The organism is Pedobacter sp. ASV28, from assembly GCF_016428855.1.
Lineage (GTDB): Bacteria > Bacteroidota > Bacteroidia > Sphingobacteriales > Sphingobacteriaceae > Pedobacter.
Genome location: NZ_JAELTN010000046.1, coordinates 13,525 through 40,340 on the forward strand (window position 1 = coordinate 13,525; position 26,816 = coordinate 40,340).

Sequence of the window (26,816 nt, forward strand, 5' to 3'; positions counted from 1 at the left end):
ACTAAACACCACTATTTACAAAAAAACCACCATCTACATTAATTACAGTACCTGTTACAAATGCCGAGGCGTCACTCAGCAACCATTGCAGGGCACCGATCAGCTCATCGGTATGGCCAAAACGTTTAAACGGGGTCTGATTGATCACCAAATGGCCACGTTCGGTATAAGAGCCATCTGTGTTGGTCAACAAAGCCCTATTCTGCTCCGTTAAAAAGAAACCCGGAGCAATGGCATTCATCCTCACCTGATCTCCAAATCGATTAGCCAGTTCTACAGCAAACCATTGGGTATAACAATCAATGGCAGCTTTGCCCATACTATAGCCCAACACACGGGTAATTGCCCTTTTTGAACTCATGGAAGAGATATTCACAATACTTCCCCTGCCACCTTCTACCATAGCCTTACCAAAAACCTGCGTAGGAATCAGAGTTCCCCACAAGTTTAATTCCATGGCTTTTCTCATGCCATCCATACTCAGCGCAAAAATATCCTCCCCTTTCTGCAAAATGGCTTCGGGAATATTTCCGCCAGCAGCATTCACCAAACCATCAATTCTACCATAGGTGGCCAGCACCTTATCCCTTGCCTGTTCCAAGGCATTTTCATCCAGTACATCAGCAATAAGGGCCAAGGCCTTGCCTCCGTTTTTCACCACTTCGGCTACACGTTCATTGGCTACCTGCTCATTTCTGCCCAAAATACAAACGGTACCGCCCGCCTGCGTAATTCCCTTGATAAAAGATTTACCAATAATCCCAGTCCCGCCAGTAAGTACAATTACCTTATCTGTCAATGAAAAATTATTATCCATGCTAAATTTTATATTAATATCTACCTTTTCACAAATCTAAATCAATATCTGTTCTTTGCAAGCAATTAGTTTTAATCGCCAAGGTTGGAGAAATTGTTATCGATTATAAATGTGATCCCAATGATTTTAGCCTGAACAGGAAATCGCTAAAATTTTATTTCATATACCTTGCCTGCCTTGGTCGGTAGATCATACAATGCCGTATGTTGCAAAACAGGTTGCTTTAAGCTTATATGGTTATGCATAAGTGGTTCAGCTACTATCGGCACTTCAAAATATGGATTTTTATTTTCCCCTTTTGCCACTGTTATTCCTTCGATGATGGGCTTTTGCTTAGCATTTACCCTAACTCGGCAATTGCCACCAAGGTTGGACTTAATTTTTAGCTTAGCGATTTTATGGTCTTTCCAAACCATATCGATTACAAAACCTCCGCGGGCATTTAAACCCTTCACTTCTCCTTCTTTCCAATCGTCTGGCAATGCAGGCAGTATTTCTATGCTGCCATCTTGACTTTGCAGCAACATTTCGGCAATGCCCGCCGTACAACCAAAATTCCCATCAATTTGAAATGGTGGATGGGCATCGAATAAATTTGGATACGTTCCTCCATTTTGACCTTTTTGCTCGGTTGGCGGCACATAGGTCAATTGACTTTTAATTAACCGATAGGCATGGTTGCCGTCTTTCATCCGGGCCCAAAAATTTACTTTCCAACCCATGCTCCAGCCTGTAGAAACATCTCCCCTAGTTATTAAAGTATGATTTGCGGCAGCAAAAAGTGCCGGATTCCGATATGGTGATATTTGATTGGCAGGATATAAGCCATATAGATGTGAAATATGTCGGTGTTTATCATTTTCCCTATCCCAGTCGTTTATCCATTCCTGTAGCTGCCCATATTGCCCAATTTGCATAGGAGCTAGCTTGGCCCTTAGCTGTGTTAGCGTATCTGTAAATTTTAAGTCCATATTTAAAGTCTTTGCAGCTTTAATGGTGTGCGAAAAGAGTTCAAATACTATTTGGTTATCCATGGTTGTGCCATACGTGAGGGCTACACCATTTCCCTCGGCATCGGTCAGGTATTTATTTTCTGGACTCATGGATGGCGAAACCACCATCCAACCATTTTTAGGTTCTTTCTGCAATACATCTACATAGTAGGTGGCAGCATCTTTCAGTACGGGGTAATACTCTTTTAAAAAGTCCTTGTTTCCCGTAAACAGGTAATGCTCCCATAAATGACGGGTTAACCAAGCACCACCCATTGGCCACATTCCATAAAAACCACCATCTACGGGGCCGGTAATACGCCACAAATCGGTATTATGATGTGCCATCCAACCCCTGGCCTGATATATTTTTCGGGCGCTCTCTCTACCTGTAACCGAAAGTTCCTTTATCATCTTGAACAAAGGTTGCCCTAGTTCAGACAGATTAGTGATTTCACTTGGCCAATAATTCATCTCCGTGTTAATATTGATGGTATATTTACTGTCCCAAGCGGGCTTGATGTTATCGTTCCATTTACCTTGCAGATTGGTAGGCTGGCCGTTGGGCTGTGAACCTGCAATCATTAAATAGCGACCAAACTGAAAATAAAGTGCAATAAACTGTGGATCAAATCTTTGCCCAAAGGCTTTTAACCTTTCATCTGTTGGCCTGTTGATTTGATCGCCAAGCCCTAAATTTAAACTGGTGCGATCGAAATATTTTTTATAAGCGGCCGTATGCTTGTGCAGTAATGTTTGAAAATTATTTTGCACAGCCTTATTTAAAGCCATAATGGCATTGGTATGTGCATTTCCGGATACATCATTATATTTTTTAAAATTGGTACCCATAGCAATGTAAATAGTAGCGTCGGTGGCATTGCTTACCTGAACTGCCGTATCTGAATAAGCAATTTTACCTCCCGTGGCCACTAATTTGGCAAGCACTTCAAATTGTATGGCAGGCTCCAGTTTTTCTGTAGTTGCCGGTGTTCCTGTTAAGGTAAGCAATCCATTATTTATGCTTAGCTTTTTATTGGCATGTACCGAATTTAAATGCATGCTAAAATTAAGCGAATTGGCCTTGCTGGCCTTATAATGCAGCACAATTACATCATCGGTTAAGGAAGCAATAGCTGTACGGGTATAGTGCACACCATCTACATCATAACTTACGGTAGTGGTTGCATTGCCAATATTTAGGTCCCTATAATAATTGACCGCTTTTTGATGGTTGGGAAATTGTACCCACAAATCGCCGGCAGGCTGATAACTCATTCCATTTTGTTCTGCTTTGATTTTCTCCTTTGATAGTGCCTGTGCTTCGGCATATTTTTCCTCAAAAAGCAGTTTACGGAGCTTGGGTATGAGCAGACTATGGTTATCTATTACATTATTATGAGGTTTTCCAGTCCAAATGGTTTCTTCATTTAGTTGTAAATGTTCTACCGCCGGATTACCGTAAACCATAGCGGCAAGTCGGCCATTGCCAATGGGCAATGCTTCATTCCAGGTAGCCGCAGGTTGTTTATACCAAATTTTATATGCTGCCTTGTTAGTTTGGGACCAAGCTAACTGACTGAACAACAATAAAACGAATAATTTTATTGTAACAATTTTCATGTTGTCCATTTAAAAAATTTTATAGCTCCTACCAAACCTATTTTTTCTCCGGGATAAAGTTCATCTCGATTAACCATTTTTCACATAAATCTGTCCAATATGCAGCAGAGCCCGGATTGTTCCGCAGTGCTATGGCATGTCCACCCTGCGGAAATATATGCAAGGAAGATACAATGCCTTTGTTCAACAGCGCATGATAATACAATAAGCTGTTGTGGACACTCACCGATTTATCGTTAAATGCATGTACCAAAAAGGAAGGTGCCGTATAGGCAGTCACCTGTAGTTGTGGGGAATTTTTAGTCATCAGATCTACCGATGGATTTTCGCCAAGAAGATTTTTGCGACTGCCCTTATGGGCGTAAGTGAACATATCTATTACCGGAGAAACCAGTATACTGAAATTTGGTTGAGCTGACAGGTGGTCCAAAGTGTCGCCCACAACTGAAAAATCTTGTTGGCTTGTACTGGTCAAAGCCGCCAGATGCCCTCCAGCCGAAGAACCCTGTATCCCTATTTTATCTGGCTTAATACCCCACTTATCTGCATTTGCCCTGACCAGTTTGATGGCCCTTTGGGCATCTTGTAAGGGGCCTATTTCTTTTTGTTTTAAATCTGGAGAGTTTGGCAAACGATAATTGAGCACAAAAGCACTTATTCCAATGGTATTGAACCATTTGGCCAGTTGTGTACCGCTGATGACATATGCCAACCTTTCGTAGCCTCCGCCTGGACAGATCACTACTGCCGCTCCCTTATTTTCTGTGGCAGACGGAAAGAAGGCATAAAAGCCAGGTGTAGCTACCTGATAAATTCTCTCGTTGGCAAGGCTATCTTTTAACTTTAGCCCTTTGGAGTTGGGCATTTTTCCCTCTTGCCAAAGGGGTATAAATTCTTGTGAAAGGGCAATGTTGCTTATTAAAATGAGCCCCAATTTAATCATCCAATATTTCATATTATTTAACTTGAATTTAGGTCTACTAACGGATTGATTTCCACCACAAAAGCCATTCACGCCCTCTTTATTTAACATAAAACACTATTTTCCAATCCCTTACCTATTCCCCAACTAAATGGCCATCACATTATTTAAACGTAACTGCCGTTGTTTTTGCTCCATTTTCGGCTTCAACCTTACTTTTGACTACACTCGTATCGGTATTGGTCAACCTGATGTCTTCAGTTCGCTCTCCATTTACCAAACACAAAAGGTCCGAATTATTAGCATAAAATAGACCATCTACACTTACATTACGGCTACTTTCTACGTAAACTACCGGTTTTGTTTCTGTAGATATGGCCCTGATATTCTTTAAATCTATGTTTTCGGCTTCTATAATCTCGATAGCCTTCTGCGTTTTCAGATGAACATTGCTAATGAAAATATTCTTAATGCTCATTTCGGGCAAACCACGCATAAAAATGCCTTTCTTCGCACCATTGCAAACTACATTACTGATATAGAAATTCTTGAATTGTGGCGTAGCTTCAGTAACTGATGGCGCTACCACTTTCTCTCCTTTTGCAGGCGGCTTGGTAAAGTAATACATATCGAAATAAATGGCTTCGTCTACAATATCCTTCATATAGATATTTTTGATATAGATGTCTTCTACCACCCCACCTCTGCCACGTGCAGTTTTAAACCTTAGGCCTTTATCCGTTCCCATAAAACTACAATCGGAGATGAAGATATTTCGGGCTCCACCGCTCATTTCACTACCAATGACAAAACCACCATGACCTTTATATACAAAGCAATTACGGATCACCACATTTTCGGTAGGCATACCTCTTTTTCTTCCTTCTTCATCCTTACCAGACTTGATGCATATTCCATCATCACCTACATCAAATGTACAGCCTTCTATCCATACGTTTTTGCAGGATTCCAGGTCTAAGCCATCGCCATTTTGGGCGTAATCTGGATTTTTAACCGAAACATTCCTTAATGTCAAATCTTCGCTCATCAACAGGTGAATGCCCCAAGCCGGTGAGTTTTGAAAAGTTACCCCTGCAATCAGCACCTTTTTACATGATGTTAAGTTTAGGAGCGTTGGGCGTAGAAAATCCTTGATCTCGTCATAGAACTGAGGGGTTTTATCTGCCGTTATGGTTCCAGGTTCCTTCATGGCATGCGCTTTCTTCGTTTTTTCAGACGGATACCAGGTTTTCCCGTCATCACTAAGCAAACCACCACTAGCTACCTTAGCTTTCCATTCATTTTCTGTTAAAGCTTCTTTCTTTACCATTCTCCATGCATCGCCATTTCCATCAATTACCCCTTCACCGGTAATGGCAACATTACTAAGGTGATTTCCAGAAATCGGAGACTGGTTTCGCATGGATGGTTTGCCCTCATAGTTGCCTTTTACCAAAGGGTATTGATTAAAATCTTCCGTAAAAAAGAGGATTGCGCTTCTGCTTAAGTACAAATTTACATTGCTCTGCAACACCACAGGACCAGTAAGCCAAAGCCCTCCAGGTACCATTACCACTCCCCCTCCGTTACGGCTACATGCTGCAATGGCCTTGTTTATGCTATTTGTATTCAAGGTTTGTCCATCTGGCTTTGCACCAAATTGAACAATATTAAAAGTATCTGTTTTGAAGGTGGGCACTACGGCTTTGGGCAGGTTGTCCCATGAATATTTCTGTTGATTTTTCTGTGATTTTGAAATTTGTGCGCCAAATACCAAACACCCTGCGACTAGCAAGTTAATTGCAACTTTCATCATTTTTAATAGTTAAATAAGCTTCTTTTATTATGGATATAGTATAATTGCATGGACTATTTTTTGGGGTTCCAATCTTTGAAAATATTCTCGATGGTATATAATTTGGCTTCAGTTGCCGTAAGCTGTTTGGCCCAAGGCACGCGTTCCAAAGGTTTAAAGCCCTCTCCCTTGTTCTCGTATTCGGCATAAAAAGCGGTTTGTTCATTACTGGTTTTTCCCCAATTATGCCAGCCCACTTTTTTAACCAGTGCGGGCATTTCGGTGCGTATAAATACCGTTTTGGCATAAGGTCGCCACGGCCTACCAAGATGAACAGAGTTTTCTGGTGCAATACCCATTATTTTACTGTTCAGGAACACATAACCATACTGTTGCCCCTCTGGGGTGGAAGCGGCCGTAATGTAGCCTCCCCTTTTACAGAAAATTTCACATTGTTCGAAAACAGCAACTGCAGCGCCAAAAATAAAATCTACCGTACCTTCTATATAGCACCTGTAAAAATACTGCCTACTGGTATTGCCAAAGGTATAGACGGTGTCTTGCGAACCTAAAAACCTACAATTTCTGAAGTACACCCTATCGCCACTCACAGCAAGGGCAACAGCTTGCCCTACTGGGCCAGAAGCATTTTCAAAAGTGATATTTACGGCCTTAAAATTATCACACAAGATAGATACACTTGGCGAGCCGAAAGTCCCGATTTCTTTGCCACTACTGTCTTTTTTTGAGGCATAATCATCGTAAGTAATTATTGTTTTAGCTACATCTTGGCCAACCAAAGCAATATTGGTTTTGCTTTTACCTATCACCAACTTTTCCTTATAAATGCCATTTTTAATGTAAATGGTAATGAGCCTGCTGTTATTTTCAGGTACAGAAGCTATTGCTGCTGCTACCGTTTCATAATTTCCACTACCATCTTTTGCTACAGTAATCCGATTCGGTTGAACAGCCAAAACTGAGCAGCATAAAAAAACCAGTATAAGACCGCTAAGGCAGGAGGTAATTGTTTTTGTCATCAGATCGAATTTTAATGGTATTTAATGGAATATGCCCGCCCAATACAGGCGGGCAATTCGCTAACCAAATTAATAACCATTGTTTTATATTGGACCTAATGACATCTCCATATCAGTTATCCATTAAACGGTTTATTAATGCTTTTACAACTTGTGTTTACTTCTGTTTTTCAATTATATTTTTTACCAATTCATGGAGATAGACTTCTATATTATCATAGGCACTACTCAAATCCCTTCCATTTGCATTGGCCTTATTGGGGTCTAGCTTTTTACTAATTTCCCAATCATCGGGCATTCCATCGTTATCGGTATCTTTTAGTGCCGGCAGGGTTTTAAGCAAAGGCCAGCCACCAACGTCGGCCGGACGGTCTATAATTCCAAATCTGCTGAGCAGGTCACCGCTAGAACCATGAGCAGTGTAAGTCTTATTTGTCACATGCAGTATAATACGCTCATCTACAGCGTCTCGTTTCAAACTGGCACCTGCTATATCCAACACTTTCTGGTAAGCCATTTCGGCCGTATGCGTAACCACGTTATTACCAATATGATGCGGACTGGTCAAGCGCATCGCTTCTTTATCTTGGATGGATACGGTTCCATACTGCGCATGAATCTGGTTGTAGACCCCATAATTCCAATTATCATTGGTTGGGTTCGGTCTTCCATCTACAACATTGCCATTGATAAAGAACTTTCCCCATTGGTCATATACCGCCGATGTAGCCTCTTTGTTTTTATCTGGAGAGTAGATCCTATCCATGGCACTGCTCTTTGTAGCTGGGCCTGGCTTATAATAATTGTTCACAATGTTGATATTCATGGCCTCGCCACCATAAGCACTGTTGCCTCCCCAGTTATATACCACGTTATTTCTGTAATCTACCAGATCTGTAAGTGCATAGGCACTATTTGCCCTTTCTCCAAAACGCGGGTTTCTGCTATCGTGGTTGGCCATCAGGTTATGGTGAAAGGAAGCATTTTTACCACCCCATATTCCCCCGTAGCCATGGCTCCCTTTGGCATGTGCCGAATTACGCAGGCTTTCGGAAATGATACACCACTGCAAAGTGAAATTATCATTGTTGTAGAAGGAAACACATTCATCTACCGACCAGCTCATAGAACAATGGTCAACAATAATATCCCTATTTTCAAAGGCGCCAATGGCATCGGCCTCTACCCCGGCCTCATCGCCCATCCTAAAGCGCAGAAAACGGATAACCACATTGCTGCCCTGTACCACAACCGGGTGGTTTTTCAGCGTAATGCCATCGCCTGGCGCAGTTTGACCAGCAATGGTAATATCACCATTAATAATAGAAAGCTTGCTTTGAAGCTCAATATTCCCACTAATTTCAAATACAACAATCCTCTTTCCCGAAGCACTGATTGCAGCCCTTAAGCTACCATTCCCAGCATCGTTTAGGTTGGTTACCTTTATTACCCTGCCTCCTCTGCCACCGGTAACCTCTCTTCCAAAACCTTCGGCTCCAGGAAAAGCAAATGCCTGTTCCACTACCTGTACCGGTTTATCTGTGGAGACTGGCTGTTCTGCCTCATTAGATTTTTTCTTACAAAAGATCAGTAAAATACTGAACATACAGATGGTCATTGATCTGACAACTTTATTCATCGTTCAGCTATCTTATTTCCACAAATTGATTTTTCATAGGAGCTAACGTGCAACAAAGCCAGCACAACAATGCTATTGGCGGTCTTAATAATGGTTTCTCTATCATTAAGAAATATTTTCATCGCCTTGGTAAAACGGTCAACTAAGTAATGGTTCATTGTCGAACTCCTTTATATTTGGTTATTATAAAATGGCTTTCTATATCAGCATATCAAATAGAACAGCTATACAAAGCTAAATGGGCGGGTATGCCAACAGGGTCAAAAACTGGTATAAAGGGTATAAAATTTGGTAAAAACAGAAAAAAGCTGCCAAAACAGCCAGTTGCGGCATTAACAGGCAATAAGCTACCCTTACTAAAGGGAATACGAACTTTTTTTTCTTTGTTTACCCAGGTCTTTCAGATATTCACTTGGGGTTTGCCGATATTTGTTTCTGAAACAGGTACTGAAATATTTGGGATTACTAAACCCAATGGCATAAGCTACAAAAGAAATATTCTCTTCTCCCATATCGAACATTGCCTTTGCCTTTTTTAATCTTAAATCACGCACAAATTCTACAGGTGCCAAATTGGTGAGGCTCTTCAGTTTCTTGAAAAATGCCGAGCGGGACATGGCCATGTTATCGGCCACATAGTCAATATTAAATTGATCATCATCCAGCTTATCTTCTACTATCTGGATAATTTTCTCCAAAAACTCCTTATCATAACTCGTAATGTAAGTTTCTTGAGCTTCTATGGGCTCTTCCTTATCAACGAGCGATTGAACAAATTGCTGCCTACGTTTTAAGATATTGCCCATGGCCACTTCCAACAGTTCCATCTTAATTGGCTTGGTCAGGTAATAATCAGCTCCATATTTCAGGCCTTCAATCTGACTCTCTATAGCGTGTTTGGCCGTTAACAAAATCACTGGAATGTGGCTGGTAGCAGGTTCATTCTTTAATTTATCGAGCATTGCCACCCCATCCATTTCGGGCATCATAATATCAGACAGGATAAGATCTGGCATTATTTCTTTAGCCTTTTGTAAGCCCAGCAGTCCGTTATTAGCGGTTTCAACTTGGTAATGTACCAAAAGCTTGTTTCTTAAAAAGCTGCGCAGGTCATCATTATCTTCTACAACAAGTACGGTTGGCAAATCTTTCTGTACTTCTGGCATTTCCTGTTTGGTGGCTATTACAGCTGCTGTTCTAATTAATGGAGGAGGCATATATTCCCCTTCCATAAAACGCACATCCTCGGTAATAAAATGCGCTTTCCCTAGCTTCAGTTCCATAGTCATGCACAAACCTTTGGGCGCCATATTGGCCGCATAGATTTTTCCCCCATGTAGTTCTACCAATTCTCTCGACAGGGCCAAACCTATCCCTGTTCCTTTTAAGGCTTGGCCATGGGCATGGTCTCCTTCGTAATACAATCTAAAAATATTGTCCAACTCCTCTTCTTGCACACCTGGCCCTTCGTCAATTATCTCAATTTTCGATAGTCCAAGCACCAGATCTTCCATTAGGTTAATGCTTATAGTAGCATGATCTGGAGAAAATTTAATGGCATTTGCCAATACATTGTAAATGATGATCTCTAACTTCTCTACATCAGCCCATACCTTTACCGGTGTATTTTCTGCTAAAACCAACCGGATATTTCTATTCGTACAGTTTTCCTTAAAATAATCGATTATATTTTCTATGAATGTTCTAAGTTCGAGCTCAGTAATTCTAAGTGTAGCTTTCCCACTCTGCACTTTTCTCAGATCCAGTACCTGGTTTACCAACTTTACCATTCTACCGGCATTCTTCACTACAATGGCCATGTATTCCCTACCTTTTGCAGAAAGGCGCTCATTATGCAAAACTTCCTCACTGGGGTTCATGATCAAAGTAAGCGGTGTGCGCAGTTCATGGGAAATCTGCGTAAAAAAATTGAGCTTTAGCTCTGCCAAGCGTTTCTCTACTGCAATACCCTGCCTCAACCTCAACATGGTGATGACCACCCTTTTAATAACCATAAAAAGCACAATGGCCAATATGGCGTAAATAAGATAGGCCCACCATGTTTTCCAAAGGGGTGGCAAAATGGTTATGGGGATAGATTTAAACGGAAGCTGATCATAGAGCTCTTCATTCAGGCTTCTCACCTCGAATACATAATGTCCAGGTGGCAAATTGGTGTAGGTAGCCCTCCTCTGCCCATCGGTATTTCGCCAAACTTCATCAAAGCCTTTTAAGCGATAGGAGAAATTCTGTTTGTTAACCGATCGATAATCGAGCACTGCAAATTCTATACTGATCCCGTTCTGGTTATGGTCAAGTTTCAGTTCATCCAAATTGTTGATATCGATCTTCAAGGGTGAATCTTCCCCCGGTACCAGATCCTCGCTGTTAATTTGCAAATTGGTAAAGGCCATTTTGGCTGAAACTTTGTCCGCTTTTACATTTTCAGGATTAAAACTTAAATAACCAAAGGTAGTTCCGAATATGAATTCACCATCTTTATTTATTGTACATGAAGTTTCAGAAAGAGTGGCTTCGTGTATTCCATCGTTATGGTTAAAATTTTGGAATTTCCCGCTAGCCATATCAAATTTTGAAATGCCATTCTGTGTAGCCAGCCACAGGTTTCCATGTCGATCTTCCATACAGCCCAACAAACAATCGCTTGGCAAGCCATTTTTGGTAGAGTAATTGATAAATTTCAAAGACTGGGTCGGTTCGTCGCCCACTGCAAGATTTAACCCTCCTGCAGAGGTCAACACCCACATTCGGTTATTCGAATCTCGGTAAATATACTGAACATCGTCGCCCCCAAGGCTATTGATATTTCCCAGTTCCTTCTTATAAATCTTAAAAGTATATTGTTCTGGCTTTCCTTTCGGGTCAAATATCAAAAGCCCTCCGGTGGTACCAACCCATATTTTACCTTTCGCATCTTCGGCCAGGTGGCGTATCCTGTAATAGTTTCCCTTCGGATATTTCAAGAAAGCATTATAAATGGTTTTGTAGGTTACCTCACCATTTACTTCCACTATCTGGATAAGTCCATCACCAAAGGAACCTGCCCACAATCTTCGTTCGTGGTCTTCCAATAAACTATAAATAGATCTTTTGGGCCGTGTATCTGAGGTTTCCCGATGGTTAAGGGAATATTGAAAGAGGTAATACTGGTGATGATCTACATCGGCCGGCACGGCTTTCATCAACCCACTTGGCTTTGTGCCCAACCAAATATTTCCTTTCCAATCTTCTACAATAGAGTAAACTCCGGCATGCCCTTCCGTTTCATTTTTTAAGACCCCCGAAAGTTGTTTCCCGTCTTTTACAAGGTGTAGTATTCCATCTTTTGTACCAAACCAAAGCCGATTATTCCTATCTGAATAGATACCGCGCACCTCATTTTCAGAGCGGAGCGTACTTAATGGTTTAGGCACATATTGCCTGAAATTTGTTTCCCTAAATACGATCTTCTCAATACCGTCAAAACCAGAACCCAACCACATTACCCCAGATGGATCATAATGACAACGGATAATATTATTTGATAATTCTTTTATGGCTGCTTCAGAACGGTTGGAAAACAATTTTAAACTTTGGCTATCCTTGTCATAATACATCAGGCCTTTTTCCTTAATATTTAGCCAAACCGTTCCATTCTTATCCTGAAAGACCGTAGAATTCCATGTTTTTGGTTTGAAGGGATAAGCTGCCTTATTTAGCAGGTATACCAATTGTTTCTTATCGGCATCGAACTTCACCATGCCAAAGTTCTGCGATTCGATCCAAAGATGATTAGAGCGATCTTCAAAAATGGCAAAAAGTGGCGAGCGGTCTGCTGTTCGTTCCAAGTATTCGATACTTCCAGTATTGGTTACCGCAATAAGTTCTCCCCTTGAACTGGTACAATAAACTTTACCCAAAGCCTTAGAGTACCACACATTATACAGGGCATTGGCAGAAACCTGATATTTGCTAACTTCTCTATATTTTTTCCCTATACTGATCAGGGTGCCCTCATCTGTAGCCAACCAACATTTATCAGCAGCTTCTGCAATGGAGCTAACCGCTATATTTTTAACCATTGTTTCTGGCAGTGCTACATTTTGATAGCTTGTACCCGCATGAGGGGCAAATACCCTTAATCCTTTTTCTGTACCAATCCAGGCGTTTTTTTCTTTATCTAACTTAAAACTGGTAATGTAATTAGAAGGTAGCGCTAGGTTTTGGTGCCGACCTTTAGAAAATTTAATCAGCTTTGGTTTAGCACTAGAAGAGTTTTCAATCAAAAAAACACCAGAAGTATCGGTTTGTAGCCATACCGAATTCTTATCCACCAGTAGAATTTTTGTAAAAACTACATTTTTTATGGTCGCTACCTGCAACAGATCCGAAAGGGCGCTAAACTTCCCCAACTTCTTGTCAAACCTATAGATCTGTGCATCGTAAGCTTTTACCCAGAAATCTCCGGTCTGCTGATCTTCCACAATATCATCTATCCTATTGCTTTTTAGCGGAGACCTATCGCCAGGGTAGGATTTAAAGATGGAGAAGCGGTAACCGTCAAATCGGCTAATGCCTACCCAAGTACCGAACCACATAAAACCGTCCCTATCTTTAATAATAGTGGTTACCCTATTATCAGACAAGCCATCTGCCGTGGTATAACGTGTATGCCTGGTTTTATCCTGAGCGTTTATGGCAAAACAGATAAAATAGAGAAATATGATTAAATAAAGTCTTTTGTACATTAAGGAGGTCCTAAATTTCTAGTAACATCTGGTGCATTTGTTTTCAGTGCATATTTGGTTCAAAAGACATCTTTAATGTCATTATCAAAGAAAACTTAGCTAAAATAGTTAATCACTTTAACAATAAAAAACAAATTTGATAATCTATGCAATCGATACAATAGCTAAATAAACAATAAAAATTGATTTGAGGTAGTGGTCCGAAGTTTGGGCGTTGGAAGAACAAGGAGCAAGGAATAAGAAGTAAAGACCAGGGTTGGTTAATCGGTGAATTGCTTAAAGTCCGAAGTCGGAGGTCCGGAGTCCGAAGTTTGGATGTTTGAGAGAACAAGGAGTAAGGAACAAGGAGCAAAGACCGGGATTGGTTAATCGGTGAATTGCTTAACTGGTTAATTGTTGGAAGTCCGAAGAACATTCCCAAGAACGCAAAACGGCCTTATTGGATTCCGCCGCAATAGGTAGCGGAACTTCAGTACTACCCCAAAAACAGCACGTACAAGAAATTAGGCAGTCGTGCAAAGGGAAAGCGCAAAAGGAAGACTTTCTAATTTCGCCGAAAAAGTTTCGCCAGACTAGTGCAAGGAAGGCAATACCGCCTTGACGTTATGCCTTGTTTATTTGTGATTTTAAAGGTAGGCATGCTTTCGCCTTGCTCAAGTTGTTAAACTTTGTGTCAAGACAAAGTTTAGTGAAATACATCCAAACGCATGGTTCAAGCCAAAAGCAAAAGCATAAAGAGAAAGCAAAGATGGGGCAGGCTTGGCCTTTGCCCCCCTATTTCTCTAATCTATGCCCTATATAAACGGTATAAATTCCTTATGGCAGATTTTGCTCCCGTTGTTCCTGGCCATGCCCTCTACGGTCTGGATAAAATATGGAGTTGTGGCTTATACGGTACCTAGTTCGTTAGTCAAGATTTTTAATCCTAATTTGGCTAACAGCCGCCGATTCACCAATAATATGATTTCTTATGGCTAGACTTAAAATCCACTTTCAACTGGATCGTGATTACAAATCCCGACCAAGGGGGTGCACCAACTCTAGATAATTTATTATCCTAAACATACTCAAATAAGCAGATTACTTATATAAAAGACTAATATTTATTTATGAGATTTTATCCAATTATCATCCATTGCTTTTCTTGTATAGCTAGCAACTAATTCTATATCGTCATCTAATTTCCTTTTAATAAAAATACTCCCATTTTTTTTCTTAAATGGAATATCATAATAAGATAACACTATTATTAACCTATTATTAAAGTCATTATTAACATTAACTACAGAAGTGATTCCATTTGTTGTCAATTTGGGTGTAAAAATTACATATGCCTCTCTCATATACCAAACTAATGCAATTAATAATATGCCAGTTATTAAAAGGATTTTCAAAATTGTCTTCTTCATTTTTTTATTTTATAAATGATATTGTTGCTATCGAACCAAAATGTTCTATGTATTATGGTTCCATTTATAGATGTCTTCCAAAAGCTTCTTAAGTCATAATCTTTAGCTCCTCCATGATCCTTTAAATAGATACCATCGTTATCAGATATATTGCCAAAACCAGGAATATAAGCTGACATTCCTGCATTCCAGTCATATCTATCTTTCCAAACATTTTGTATTTCACCAACTACCTTTATTATATCTCCTTTCTTGCTAATAGTAACTTTAGCTGATGAATTGATTTGACTTAGACCACTAGCATAATATAACTCTGAAAAAACACCAGCATCAACAACGGCGTCCCAGTAATCATTTAGAGTTATTGATTGTCCTTCTTTAAGTTTTTTAGCAGCGTTTCAATTTGATCATTAAACCTATTTACATTTTTTTGATAAGCATCCTTAAAATCGCCAAAATTCATTAAGAACTTATAGTCAATATTTCTCTGGCTACCAGTTCCATCTATAAAATGCTGTAAATTATCAGCCGCAAAATCTTTTCCATTTGCCCTAGAGCTCTCAATCATCCTAATGTATTTATCTCTTATTGCTCTTACCTTTCCTCCATCTTTAAGCTCTTGCATAAATGCTTCTATATCCCCCAAATCACTTGTCGACAAGTTTCCGTTCATATCATAAGCCCACATACCATCGGGATCAATAAAGCGAACGGGATTATCCATCGCATATGTATATGGAGACCATCGCCTTCCTAATTCCGCAAGCGAATCCACTGCATTCCATCTTCCAATCACCGGATCATAGAACCTTGCGCCGTAATCGTATTGCCCAAGCTCCTCCTGCAGCTCCTTGCCGTTGTACAGGTATCTGTTGTCCGTTGAACCTGCAAGAGCTTTCTTCCTCAATCCGAAGGCATAGTAGTCGTCACGCTGCAGCATCCGCACAGCGCCACCGTAAATATCGAAACTTGCACGCACATTTCCAAGGTGGTCGGTCAGGTTGTACTCGTAGGTGTAGCTGCCCCCGCTGTTCCTGGCCATGCCCTCCTCGGTCTGGATGAAGTCGATCGTTCCGTTGGTGTACTGGATGCCGTCCATATAGTCGGTGGTCACGGTCGTCCCGGCCGTGGACACCTTCCGCAGCTTCCTTCCCGTGGCATCGTAGGCATAGCGCACAAGCACCGTTACACTTATGCTTGCGCTAGAAATCGCTTAAGCTAGAGGGTGTCAGTTTCATCGAAATCTCCACCAATTTTTAGGATTAAAGAAAAAAAGAACTTTTGAAACCCTTATCTATTTCGATATGATTGAATGGCTGATACAAAACATTAGCTATCTCAAATGGCAAGTATTTGATATCCAACTTAATAATCGGCTTTACCACCAAATGGTAGTTATCGTCCTCAAAGTTATTAAGCATTGTTTTGTCAAATGAATAAAGCCCTTTTTGCGCCATCAATATAAAATCCGAAAGATATCGTTCATCCGGTTTACGATTAATCATTATTTCATTTAACATTGGATTTATCTCTATATCACTTATGTTGGGTAAGTTCCGAAAGTAATCCGATAGTAATTGAATATTCTCTTCTGATTTAGAAACTGACTTTGGTAGTCTACCCCCAGCAGAAGCTACAAATCCAATTTTACTATCACTAGTGAAGAACCAATCAATATCTAGAGTGGACTGTTCTAATTCTGTTATCATATTAATTCTTTCCAAATATAATTTTACAATTAGGGCACATTGGTATAACTTCACCGGTTCGTGGCCTAATTGCTGGTGTCAAATTTATGTCTTTAATTGTAGCTGAAGGATTTTTTAATAATAGTTCATTTGCTGCACGTACTTCACAGCAGGCCCCTACTGTACCTGCAGAATTCTTAGTCCCCATACCTCCGAGAGATTGAGCAGCTTGCTCCATTTGAGGAGATACCACAGTTGGTGGCGCACCGCTTGTAGCTACGGAAGTTTGACCATTTAATTCTGCTCCACCTACCGTGGCTGGCCTCATTCCAGCCATATTCATTTCTTCAGCTATAGTACTAGTTGTATTAGTGAGAGCCTTTGTTGTCAAATTGCTCAATCCCTTTCCAGCTAAGGTGAGTGCCCCATCGGTTGCCGCCGCAACACTTGCATTTGCAAAGTTTTTTCCAGCTATATTGCCTAGTGCATTTCCGTTGCCATTAACCACAGCCTTCACTGCATCGACTTCGTCCTTAACGTAGTTAACCACATGGGTAATTGGTAATACTTTAGCATAATTTCTAGCGTAAGTTTTGACGAGCTCACCTGATGATTTGTCAGCTAACCCTTTTACCTTTGCTGGGATACTGGCAACACCATTATAGATTGCCGTATATTGAGCTTTAGCTGAGCTAACAGCAGAATTCCACAAGTTACTAAAAAAACCCGGTCCAGGCCACATCCCATCGGGATCCATGAACCTAATAGGATTGTCGAATGTATAGCTGTAGGGAGACCATCTTCTTCCAAACTCGGCAGCAGGATCCACGCTGTTCCACCTGCCGATCACCGGATCATAGAACCTTGCGCCGTAATCGTATTGCCCAAGCTCCTCCTGCAGCTCCTTGCCGTTGTACAGGTATTTGTTCGTCCCACCGCTTACCGCCTTCCTCAGCCCGAAGGCGTAGTAGTCGTCACGCTGCAGCATCCGCACAGCGCCACCGTAAATATCGAAACTTGCACGCACATTTCCAAGGTGGTCGGTCAGGTTGTACTCATAGGTGTAGCTGCCCCCGTTGTTCCTGGCCATGCCCTCTTCGGTCTGGATGAGGTCGATCGTCCCGTTGGTGTACTGGATGCCGTCCACATAGTCGGTGGTCACGGTCGTCCCGGCCGTGGACACCTTCCGCAGCTTGCGGCCCGTGGCATCGTAGATGTAGGCCAGGTTCACGGGCCCCGTCACCGTTTGGGGCAGGTTCAGGTGGTTGTAGGTAAGCGCTGCCCCGTTGCGGCCGTCGGTCACAGCATTGCCGTTGGCATCGTAGGCATAGGTCCCCGTCAGCCCCGCTACCGACAGCAGCCTGTTGCCCGTATAGCTGTAGGCCATGGCCCCGCTGTTGTCCCTGCTCAGGCTGCCGATGTTCCCCATCGGATCATAGGCGATCATCTCCCTCATGCCAGTGGCCCCTGCCATCGTCAGCCTGTTCAACCTGTCGTACTGATAGGTAAAGCTGTTGCTGCCCCCATTGGTATAGTCCTGCCCCGAGATGTTGCCGTTGTACTGCGGTTGGCTTCCGTTATCGTACTTCAGTTCCATGCCGAACTCCGGACTTGTGCTGTCCCTCAGCCAGCCACGCTCGTTGTAGGCATAGGTGGTGGCCTGCATCCCGCCCGCCAGCTTCTTCTCTTTGAGCTGGCCGATCTCGTTGTAGGACAGGGCGCTGAGCGCCACAGAAGCACCCCCGTTGATGCTCTTGGTGGTCTGCAGCGGCCTGCCCATATGGTCGTAGGTGTAGGCCGTAGCTATGGTGGTATTTGCAGCTCCGTAAACACGGTGTACCCTTTCGGTAGAGGTAAGCGTACCGTCGAAGGCCCAGGTATTGGTCAGCTCGTCATAACTGTCCACATGGACAATGCCGCCCTTATAGTGCTGGCTGAAGGTCTTCTTCACCCGGCCATGGTCGTCGTAGTAGGTTATGCTCAGCAGCTTGTCCGTCGTCCCCAGCACACTCACCAGGCTGCCCGTGGCAAGGCCCCTGGTCATCCCGCTCTTCCCCGCATATTGGTACTGTGCCGTTGCCGCACCGGGAAAGTCGTAGCCGTCGTAGTAGGACACTGTCAGCTTGGTATAGGGATATTCCGAATAGCGTGGGTAGGAAACATCGGTATAGTCACTGTTAGGTGGCCTGGTCTCCCATAATGGATGGTCCGGGGCCGTGCCGTCGCTCTCGGCATCTACCTCTGCCTGTACCTGCGCCCTTGTATTGTTGCTTGCCTTGACAAACATGCCGGTCATTACCGTACGGCTTAGTGCATCGTACTTGGTAAAGTGCCATTGGTTGTTTATTCTCTGGTTTGCATCCTGGCCCAGTACCAGTTGGTCCAGCTTATTGTACACCATGTATTCCCAGCCCCTGCCCGGTACCTTCTTCTCTATCTGTCTGCGTCTTCCGTCGTAATGATAACCGTAGATAAAATTATCGAATACCGTCTGGGTCTCGTCAAAACTGGTGATGTCCTGCCCGTTCTCGTTCACTGCCGGTGGCAATACGTAGCGAAGGTTGCCAAGTACGTCGTAGACGTAATAGGTGCCCAGGCTCTTGGCACTGGTCTCCCAGTTCCTTTTGAGTACCACACGCCCTTCAAGGTCCCTGAACTCTTCCACAATACCGGCATTTCCGTGCACGGTCTGCCAGTTTTCATCCCTGGTGACAGTCTTGTACAACTTGCCTGCGGGATATGTCGTTGCACCGGCACCGTTATTGGTGCCGTTTATGGACCATAGCCTCACCTCGCCTGCGGCATTGGTTCCGTAGGCCGTCTTTACGCTGTGGTCGTCTGCAGAACCGGCAGCAGGTTGCCATGTAGTGCCGGGAGCACCCTGTTTCAGCACCCTGCTCAACGGGCTGGCCTCGAAGATGGTAAGGCCGTAGGGACTGGGGGTCTTTGCCACGCCGGCATCCCAGCCACCGCCCGGCTGGTAGAACGAGCCCTGTGTGGTTATTCCCGATGGTTTGTAGCTCCCGTCGTTTGCCGACTGCTCGGCATAGGGCAGATACTTTTTCGCCTCCCTGCCCAAGGCGTCGTACTCGAAGACCTGTACCAGGTCCTTCCCACCGGGGCTGCCCTGCCAGGTTACCGTCTGAAGGGGACGGCCGAGGCCGTCGAAGTACTGGATGGTACGGTTGGCCTGGTCTACCGGAAGGCCGTTCAGGGAAGCGGTAGTGGTCTTGCCCGGTACCTTGACGGTGGTCTCCACCACGTAGTTCTGGGTGCTGGTGAGACTCTGCGCCTGCACTGCAAAACGCAAGGCCATAAAAACTAGAAATAGGGCGGGTAGTTTCATTTTTCTCATAAAAAATCTTCTGGTTGGTCTTGTCTATTGGCAGTCCTCTATCATTTCCACCATAATGGAAGGGATCAGCTGGGCATTCCCCGTGGCCCCATAGCGGAACTGGAAATCGGCCATGGTCCCATTTATACAGAGGTACAGCACGTTGTTGTCATTCTCGTCCATTTCCACATCCATTTCGTCCAGTGCCTTCAGCACATAGCTGGAACTTCCGCATTCTTTGTAGCTGAGGTACAGGTTGGCGCTTACCGACATCGGGATGGTCAGCCTGTAGCGCTTGCAGTTGACCACCGTGCTGCAGGTGCCGTTGACATTGGCATGGGCCTGTCCGTTGGCGGCAATGTCGGCCAGGGCAAGGGCATCGGCCGCCGCCTGGCTAACCGTACTGCTGTAGCTCCCCGCCGCAACAGTGTACACCACCGCCCCACCCACCTGGCCTTCGTTACAGTTGTTCCTGGTAAAGGACTGGCTCTGTACAGCGTTGGTATAGCTTATCGTATTCGATTGCTCTTCTTTATAATGGTAAGCAAAGCTCTTCACCACATTCCCCGAATGGTCCCTTATGGATTTCAAGCGGTTGAAATCATCGTAGTCATAATACGTGGTCATGCCCCTGGCATCGACATTACTCAGTATATTCCCCGCCTGGTTATAGGCAAACATGGCCATGTGCGCATTGGGCAGCCCTCCGTTTAAGGGGTTAACAAAATTAGCAATAGTAGTTTTATCGGGACAATCTAATGCACCAAAGCTATTGATGGTTGCGATGGTCAATAGGTTTGACACTTCCTGAAAACTTGCATTCTTCACATGGGCAATGGGATATTCATTATTGTTGCTCCAAAGAAAAGTTTCTTTTAAACCATCGACTGTAGCAAGCTCTACCAAATTTTGTTTTTCTGCACCATGGTAGATCATTTTTTTACGGAGCTTATAATGGGCAGGTACGGCTACCAAAGGGTTTAGGGTCAGTGTATCTATTTGATTTCCTTCAAAGGCATAGATTTCTATGGGCAATCCAGCGGTATTATACTTAATGATTTCGCCATCGTTGACCATACCATTGACATGGCTCTCTTTTCTGATGGGAAGATTAACCATATTTTGGTTGAGCAGTGCAGTGGTGTTAAACCCTGTACTATTGTCGTAATCTTTTGGATAGCTAAATCTGTGGTGCAATGTTTTCCCTGTGCTACCTGTAGACCAGCTATCTGTTAGCAGGTAACCATTATTTTTATTATAAGCGAATGTTTGGCGCTGTACCAGTTTTTCAACCTGATTGGCTGCATTATAGGTGTAGGCAGTATCTGTTTCTGCCGTTTTCAGGTACCAATCTGTATGGATATCGTAATTTCCTATGCTAAAACTACCAGGATTAGGTGTCGACCCAAATTTGAGTCCTACTACTTCGCTTGCCTGTGGTTCGTATTCTGCATAAGATATATTCTTTTCGGTGAGCAATCTATAACTGCCACCTTCCAAATGCTCATATTGTCTTTGCCCCAACAGTAGGCCTGATCGCCAGTCGCGGTAGATCACCGGCGGAAACGGATAGGCCAGCGTAGCCGAATTGATAAAGTCGTAGGGATCATGGGAGTAGGTATATTCTGTCTTCTGCAACTTGGTCTCATCTGTATATTCCGTAATGTTGGTATAACGTACCATCTGCCCGTCTCCACCGTTTAAGGGCAAAGCACTATAAGAGACCCTTCTGACCACTACCGGTGTGGCTCCAGGAGCGGGTATGCCAGAACCACAATGTACACCAAAAAGATGCGCTGGCAGATTAAGGATATATCCACTGGATTTTGTGGCGTTGGCAAATTGGTTATACTGAAAAACGCGGGTCAACTGATTGCCAATAACTGCCTCATTAAGCATTTTTTTGATCCTCAGCGCTCCAACCACGAGCTGGTTGCTTTGGCCGGGTTCTTCTTCTTCCCAGCTCAGCACCACCGAAAAGTCTGGGTCCGGATTTTCAAATGAGAAATTAATGGTCGTGGTTATTTTGTAAGTTCCCTCTGGCAAGCTATAAGAAAGGTTTGCCTGGTTAAGAGCCAATGAAAACGAGGGGTTGGAAATTCCCTGGATAACAGTACTCAGGGGACAATCTAAGGTAGATACATTACCATTGCAGCCACTATATTCAATATCTACCAATGTAGGATTAGGGCCTACAACAAACGTTTTAGTATAGATATTCATACTTCCCGCCTGTAAGTTGCCCGGGGTTTTCAGCAAAATGGCATTTTTTCCCAACAGTGCGGAGAATTGAAAGTCGTTTACATGCGGTGAAGAAATATTTTCTTTGGACACCCTGTTGCTCTCGTACACATAACTTGTTCTGCCGCCCGTTGGATAAACGATGCTGGTCAATACCCTTGCCTGGGCAAGTACGGTATCTACCCTCCTATCGGCCCCTGGCACATAACCAGAAGGCCCATTGTTCACCGCCCCCGCCCTCACTCTAGGGCTAAGCAAGAAACCGTTCGAAGCCCCATTAAAATACCCCCAATAATCTTGAGCGGCCGAAAGTCTGCTGGGCAAGTTGGTTTCATTATAAGTGAACACATGGCGTTTAGAATTGGCCTCATTTTTATCCAGTTCATCAAAACTGCTTAGATACAGCCGCTTAGTTGCTACCGTATAAGGGTCTCCAAGCCCTATTTGCGGTATAGGTATAGGTGTAGTTTCTGCAGCACTTGTCCAATAACCTGTATTTAGCCTAAAAGATCTCAGCAACTGTCCTGTCTTACTTTTGACATGTATTTTCTCCAAGGCCTTTGAGCCCCCAATAACATCTTGCCTCAGCGTAGTGGCTGTTATAAACTCTATATCGGCATTGGCAGTACTTATTTTCTGTAGTATGCTTTTGCTTGCTTCATTGGCATAAGAGGAATACCTTATTTGATTATCTGCGTAATCACAGCTGCTTGACCCCAGATAATCTGTAGTCTCTCCTCCCCTCCCAAAATCTACGGTAGTTGTTAGGGTATAGAAATAGTCAATCTTGCTCCCTTCCGGATGCCTGATCTGCATAATTTGCCAGTTTGTGATATGCGATGGCGTACCAATGGCAGTTGCACTGGGCAAGCTAGCGCCGCCAGGGCCAAAACTAATGGTATTTGAGCTATTGAATACATCATAGGCGCTACGCGTTTGGTCTTCTGTCTTTCCAAAAAAGTATTTGCTTCCATCGGGCAGGGTTAATATCCATTGGGTAATCTGTCCCGTACCATTTGCCTGATAAGAAATTTGAACCTGGCTTTTGGGCATCTGTACAAATGTCTGTTGTTGCTGGTCATAGTAAAATTTCCCTGAATAGCCCATGGCAGAAAAATAGTAGATATCCGGTTCAACATCTAAACGATTGTCGGTAATATCATAATAAGCCGATAGTTTGTCAGCGCTTCCGTTAGGATAATCGGAAATGGTCTTGGCCTTACGTGTGGTATACATATAGCCATCTGAAGTACTAAAGTCATCAGGCTGTCCATGGACTACACGGTATAGGCTAGGTCCTGTACTAAGGCTCCAGCCCAAACCTGCCCAGGAAGCCACTTCTTCTACCCTAATTCCCGAGGCATTATAGCTTAGTGATAGTGGTACAGACAGGGCACCCGACTTTGCGGTATATAAAGGGATAGAAATTACCGGTACGCCTGAAGAATAGTTCATTGGGAAGGCCAGATATTTACCCAAAGCACTCACTTCCGGAGAAGGGGGAACAACATTGGTCAGGTTCAACTTGTCTACACTTTGTGCATAGCCCTTTATCGTATACAAGCTTTGCAAAACCATCAATAGCAACAAAACGTAAAATGAAATGGGGCTACCGTAACCTTTTATGTCGGTACTTTGGGTTGGAATAATGATCATCTGTTCTGCCGGTCGAGGCAAATTTTCTGAGTGAACGGAATTTAATAATGGCATTTGCTTTTTGTTGGGATTAATTATGAAGTATCGGATTGATTGAAGACTGACTTATTATTTTCATTAGAAGAGGCGCAACAGTTCCACAACAGAAAAAGCTTATTATCATTGAGTTGTAAACCAAAAATTATCAAATTTAGATCGGCATAAATTAATTTTTTTTTCTGGTTTTTCCAACTCGTTTTTTCCAAATTTTTTAGGCACAAATGCTTAAAATCATCCCGATTATGATTAACATAAAAAGGATCCCGAAATGTCGTCAAAATCCTCAAGTTTATATATGGTATTTGGTTTCGTCTGATTAACCTTTGACTCCTTTAGCACAAATATTAGCGTTAGAGACCGAGCCAAAGCCTGATTTGTACTTTATACTGATATATAGAGAAAATCTGGACCCGGTTCTAGAGACACATCTAAAAGTTGTTACCTAAATATTTTTATTATATTCCAAAACCAGAAAAAAAATGGTCTGTCCTATAAAAGTTAGGTATAGATTTCAGCCTATTTATTGGATAGTGCGTAAAATCAACGAGGCTTTAATTTTTCAATTTAAGGTTAACGTTTTTATTATTTATTTATATTTCTCAATTCCAACTGTAGGTTCAGCCCATCTTTATTTGCCTGTCCGTTAAGTTCTTTCTTATTGCTAAGCTTTAGAGCGGCTATTTGACCTATATGGCTACTTTTACTCATCGTATCCAACAGTTTTACCAAGTTGAAATAATTGCCCTTAAAGGTAAATTGTTGCTTCACGATTTCTTTTTGCAGGCCTGCCGTGTCGCTCATTGTCTGTAGGTTGGGTGTAAAACTGATCTTTACCTGTTGGCCAATGGCCATACCCGATATGGCCTGCCACAAACGGTTTTCGCGGTCTTCTGTTTTCACCTTATAAGCCTTTAGCGCCTCTAAGTAAAAATTACTCTTTTTATGAAGTTGGGGAAAGGCTGCATCTTCTGCCCTTACATTTTCCTGTTCTTTCTTAAGCTTGGCATTAAGTTGGAAGGCCGCTATAGTGTGTTGAACGGAAAACCTATAAGCAACATACACCAGTACAAGCATAGCTGCCCACATGATCCATTTTTTCTTTTGCTGGTCTAGTTTATTCCACATGGTTTAATAGGTAATCGATATGTTGAACTGGTAATTATCGCTTTCGGGATCTTCCTGAAATTTTTGCAGCTTGGCATTTTTCACCCATGTTTTTTCCTTTAACACAAAGATCCAGTTGTTCACTGCCGTTAGGTTGGCCGTAGTGCCCGTAATATTAATATTAGGCCTACGTTCGGTCTTCTCTTCTTCGGTCCTGAAGTCATTCAGCAGCACTTCCTGCAGGGTAAGCTGGCGGGGCATGCTGCTACCTATCTCGTTCAGCAACCAGCCATAATTATAGCCTCCATTCCATTGCAGTTCTTTGAGCAGCTGTTCGTTTTTAACAATCTCCTTTTTGAGCAGATCTACCTGATCGGCGCTTGCCGTTTGCGCCCCTACTTCCCTCAACAGCTGTTCATTCTGTTGGTTATAATGGCTAAAGAGCATAAAGCTCACCAACAGCACCATAAACAAAGCCATAAGGAAAAATATGGCTTTCTTTTTTAGTTGCGCATTGGCCAGATAGGTGGCAAATTCCTCTTCGACACTTTCTACATTGGCCGTAATGGGCTGTAGCTTATCATGCAGAATGAGCTGAAAAGCCGAGGCATAGGCCAATAAATTTTCTTCCGGAATGGGTTCCTGCTCTATTTTTATAGGGAAAGGGCTCTTTAAGTTTACATCAGTGCTGTAGCTCACAAAATGGCGTTCTTCGGTCAGTACAAAACCATGTCCGGCATATTGCAATGTTGTTCCATAAAAGTTCAACTGTGGCCAAATGTGCACTGTAGGCATCCCCCCTAAACTGAACATATATATTTTTAAACCTGCCCTTCTCAGTTTTTCCAACAGTTCATCTACGCCTTCTTTTCTCATGATACTCAGCAGGCCATTTGCACCCTGCTGGTAGTGCTGTACATAGAAGTTTTTTTGCTCGGTTGCAGGAAAAGCCTGTTGAAAACGTTGATGGTCTGTTGCTTCTTCTACACTTTGTATATTCTTATGAATAATACCCTTACCTGTTAAAGTAAGGGCAACGGGAATACCTTTAGGCAAAATGGCCAATACGGCACCAAGGGTACCTTCTATTGTTTTTTTGCCCTGTATGTGTAACTCGTTGTTTTTTCTGTTGAGCTGACAATACCTTAAGCCATACCTGTTATGGCCAAAGCTATGCAGTTCTACCCCCAAAACCGTTTGTAATCCTTCTGCCAACATTTGCTAATAAAGAATGGTAGGTTTAATGAATACCAGTGTTACCACTTTACTATCGCTTTTCTCACGACTACTGAACAGCCACTTAATAATTGGTATACGCGACAGCAAAGGCACTCCCGAGCCTGTTTCTGTCCTCTCGGTACGTTCTAAACCACCCAATACAATCATATCTTCATTTTTTGCCCTAATGAGCGAGGTAAATTTGCTGGTAGATTTGGGTGGAGGGGCATTTTGTGGCGGATTTCCTATAAAATCGGAAATATTAACCTTGATGTTCAGGGTTACCTGATCATCGCCAGACACCATAGGTCTGATCTCTATTTCCAAATTGGCATTTACTTCGGTAAATTGTTCCGTTACCACGGTCTGCGCATTCAACGATGGAATTACATTTTGGGTTCTTTGGCTGTAATACCTGGAACTACCAATGCTCAGGTTTAAGGTCGCCGATAAAGGAGCCGTCCAGAAAGTCCTGCTTTACCATCTTCTTTTCGTACCCGAAGTTGAACAGGTAGTAAATGGTTGTCGTCTTTACCTTGAAATAGGCATTC

General features: G+C 42.8%; 16 protein-coding genes. All 16 read right to left on the minus strand.

Going from position 1 to position 26,816, the window contains the following annotated elements:
- Position 1 precedes the first annotated feature (1 nt).
- The 16 genes from JHD79_RS16200 to JHD79_RS16275 all read right to left on the minus strand — a co-directional run bounded on the left by JHD79_RS16200 (position 2) and on the right by JHD79_RS16275 (position 26,643).
- Complete coding sequence (locus JHD79_RS16200; RefSeq protein WP_199120347.1) at positions 2-817, minus strand: SDR family oxidoreductase; 816 nt, start codon at positions 815-817, stop codon at positions 2-4.
- Between the two features lie 146 nt (positions 818-963).
- Positions 964-3,432, minus strand: a complete 2,469-nt coding sequence (locus JHD79_RS16205; RefSeq protein WP_199120348.1) for a glycoside hydrolase N-terminal domain-containing protein — start codon at positions 3,430-3,432, stop codon at positions 964-966.
- 37 nt (positions 3,433-3,469) lie between these two features.
- Positions 3,470-4,465, minus strand: a complete 996-nt coding sequence (locus tag JHD79_RS16210) for an alpha/beta hydrolase (RefSeq protein ID WP_233164747.1) — start codon at positions 4,463-4,465, stop codon at positions 3,470-3,472.
- 52 nt (positions 4,466-4,517) lie between these two features.
- Positions 4,518-6,170: a glycoside hydrolase family 28 protein gene (locus tag JHD79_RS16215; protein ID WP_199120349.1), complete on the minus strand. Its 1,653-nt coding sequence runs from the start codon at positions 6,168-6,170 to the stop codon at positions 4,518-4,520.
- Between the two features lie 53 nt (positions 6,171-6,223).
- Positions 6,224-7,189, minus strand: coding sequence for a pectinesterase family protein (locus JHD79_RS16220; protein ID WP_199120350.1), 966 nt, complete (start codon positions 7,187-7,189; stop codon positions 6,224-6,226).
- Positions 7,190-7,346: 157 nt separating this feature from the next.
- Positions 7,347-8,828: a pectate lyase gene (locus JHD79_RS16225; RefSeq protein WP_199120351.1), complete on the minus strand. Its 1,482-nt coding sequence runs from the start codon at positions 8,826-8,828 to the stop codon at positions 7,347-7,349.
- Positions 8,825-8,986: a hypothetical protein gene (locus JHD79_RS16230; RefSeq protein ID WP_199120352.1), complete on the minus strand. Its 162-nt coding sequence runs from the start codon at positions 8,984-8,986 to the stop codon at positions 8,825-8,827. Before JHD79_RS16230 ends, JHD79_RS16225 begins: the two co-directional genes overlap by 4 nt.
- Before the next feature lie 198 nt (positions 8,987-9,184).
- Positions 9,185-13,576, minus strand: coding sequence for a two-component regulator propeller domain-containing protein (locus JHD79_RS16235; protein ID WP_199120353.1), 4,392 nt, complete (start codon positions 13,574-13,576; stop codon positions 9,185-9,187).
- A 1,103-nt stretch (positions 13,577-14,679) separates the two neighbouring features.
- Positions 14,680-14,985: a hypothetical protein gene (locus tag JHD79_RS16240; RefSeq protein WP_199120354.1), complete on the minus strand. Its 306-nt coding sequence runs from the start codon at positions 14,983-14,985 to the stop codon at positions 14,680-14,682.
- Positions 14,986-15,346: 361 nt separating this feature from the next.
- Positions 15,347-16,027 (minus strand): RHS repeat domain-containing protein, encoded by a 681-nt coding sequence (locus JHD79_RS23195; RefSeq protein WP_370583348.1) that lies wholly within the window; start codon positions 16,025-16,027, stop codon positions 15,347-15,349.
- A 220-nt stretch (positions 16,028-16,247) separates the two neighbouring features.
- On the minus strand, positions 16,248-16,694 hold the full coding sequence (locus JHD79_RS16250; protein WP_199120355.1) for a hypothetical protein: 447 nt from the start codon (positions 16,692-16,694) through the stop codon (positions 16,248-16,250).
- A gap of 1 nt (position 16,695) precedes the next feature.
- Positions 16,696-20,028 (minus strand): DUF6443 domain-containing protein, encoded by a 3,333-nt coding sequence (locus JHD79_RS16255; RefSeq protein WP_199120356.1) that lies wholly within the window; start codon positions 20,026-20,028, stop codon positions 16,696-16,698.
- 24 nt (positions 20,029-20,052) lie between these two features.
- A complete protein-coding gene (locus tag JHD79_RS16260) occupies positions 20,053-23,958 on the minus strand; it encodes a DUF5977 domain-containing protein (RefSeq protein ID WP_199120357.1) in 3,906 nt (1,301 codons plus the stop codon).
- A gap of 567 nt (positions 23,959-24,525) precedes the next feature.
- Complete coding sequence (locus JHD79_RS16265; RefSeq protein WP_199120358.1) at positions 24,526-25,068, minus strand: hypothetical protein; 543 nt, start codon at positions 25,066-25,068, stop codon at positions 24,526-24,528.
- 3 nt (positions 25,069-25,071) lie between these two features.
- Entirely contained in the window at positions 25,072-26,265 is a 1,194-nt protein-coding gene (locus JHD79_RS16270; RefSeq protein WP_199120359.1) for a PilN domain-containing protein, read from the minus strand.
- Positions 26,266-26,268: 3 nt separating this feature from the next.
- Entirely contained in the window at positions 26,269-26,643 is a 375-nt protein-coding gene (locus tag JHD79_RS16275) for a type II secretion system protein GspD (protein ID WP_233164748.1), read from the minus strand.
- Between the last annotated feature and the right edge of the window lie 173 nt (positions 26,644-26,816).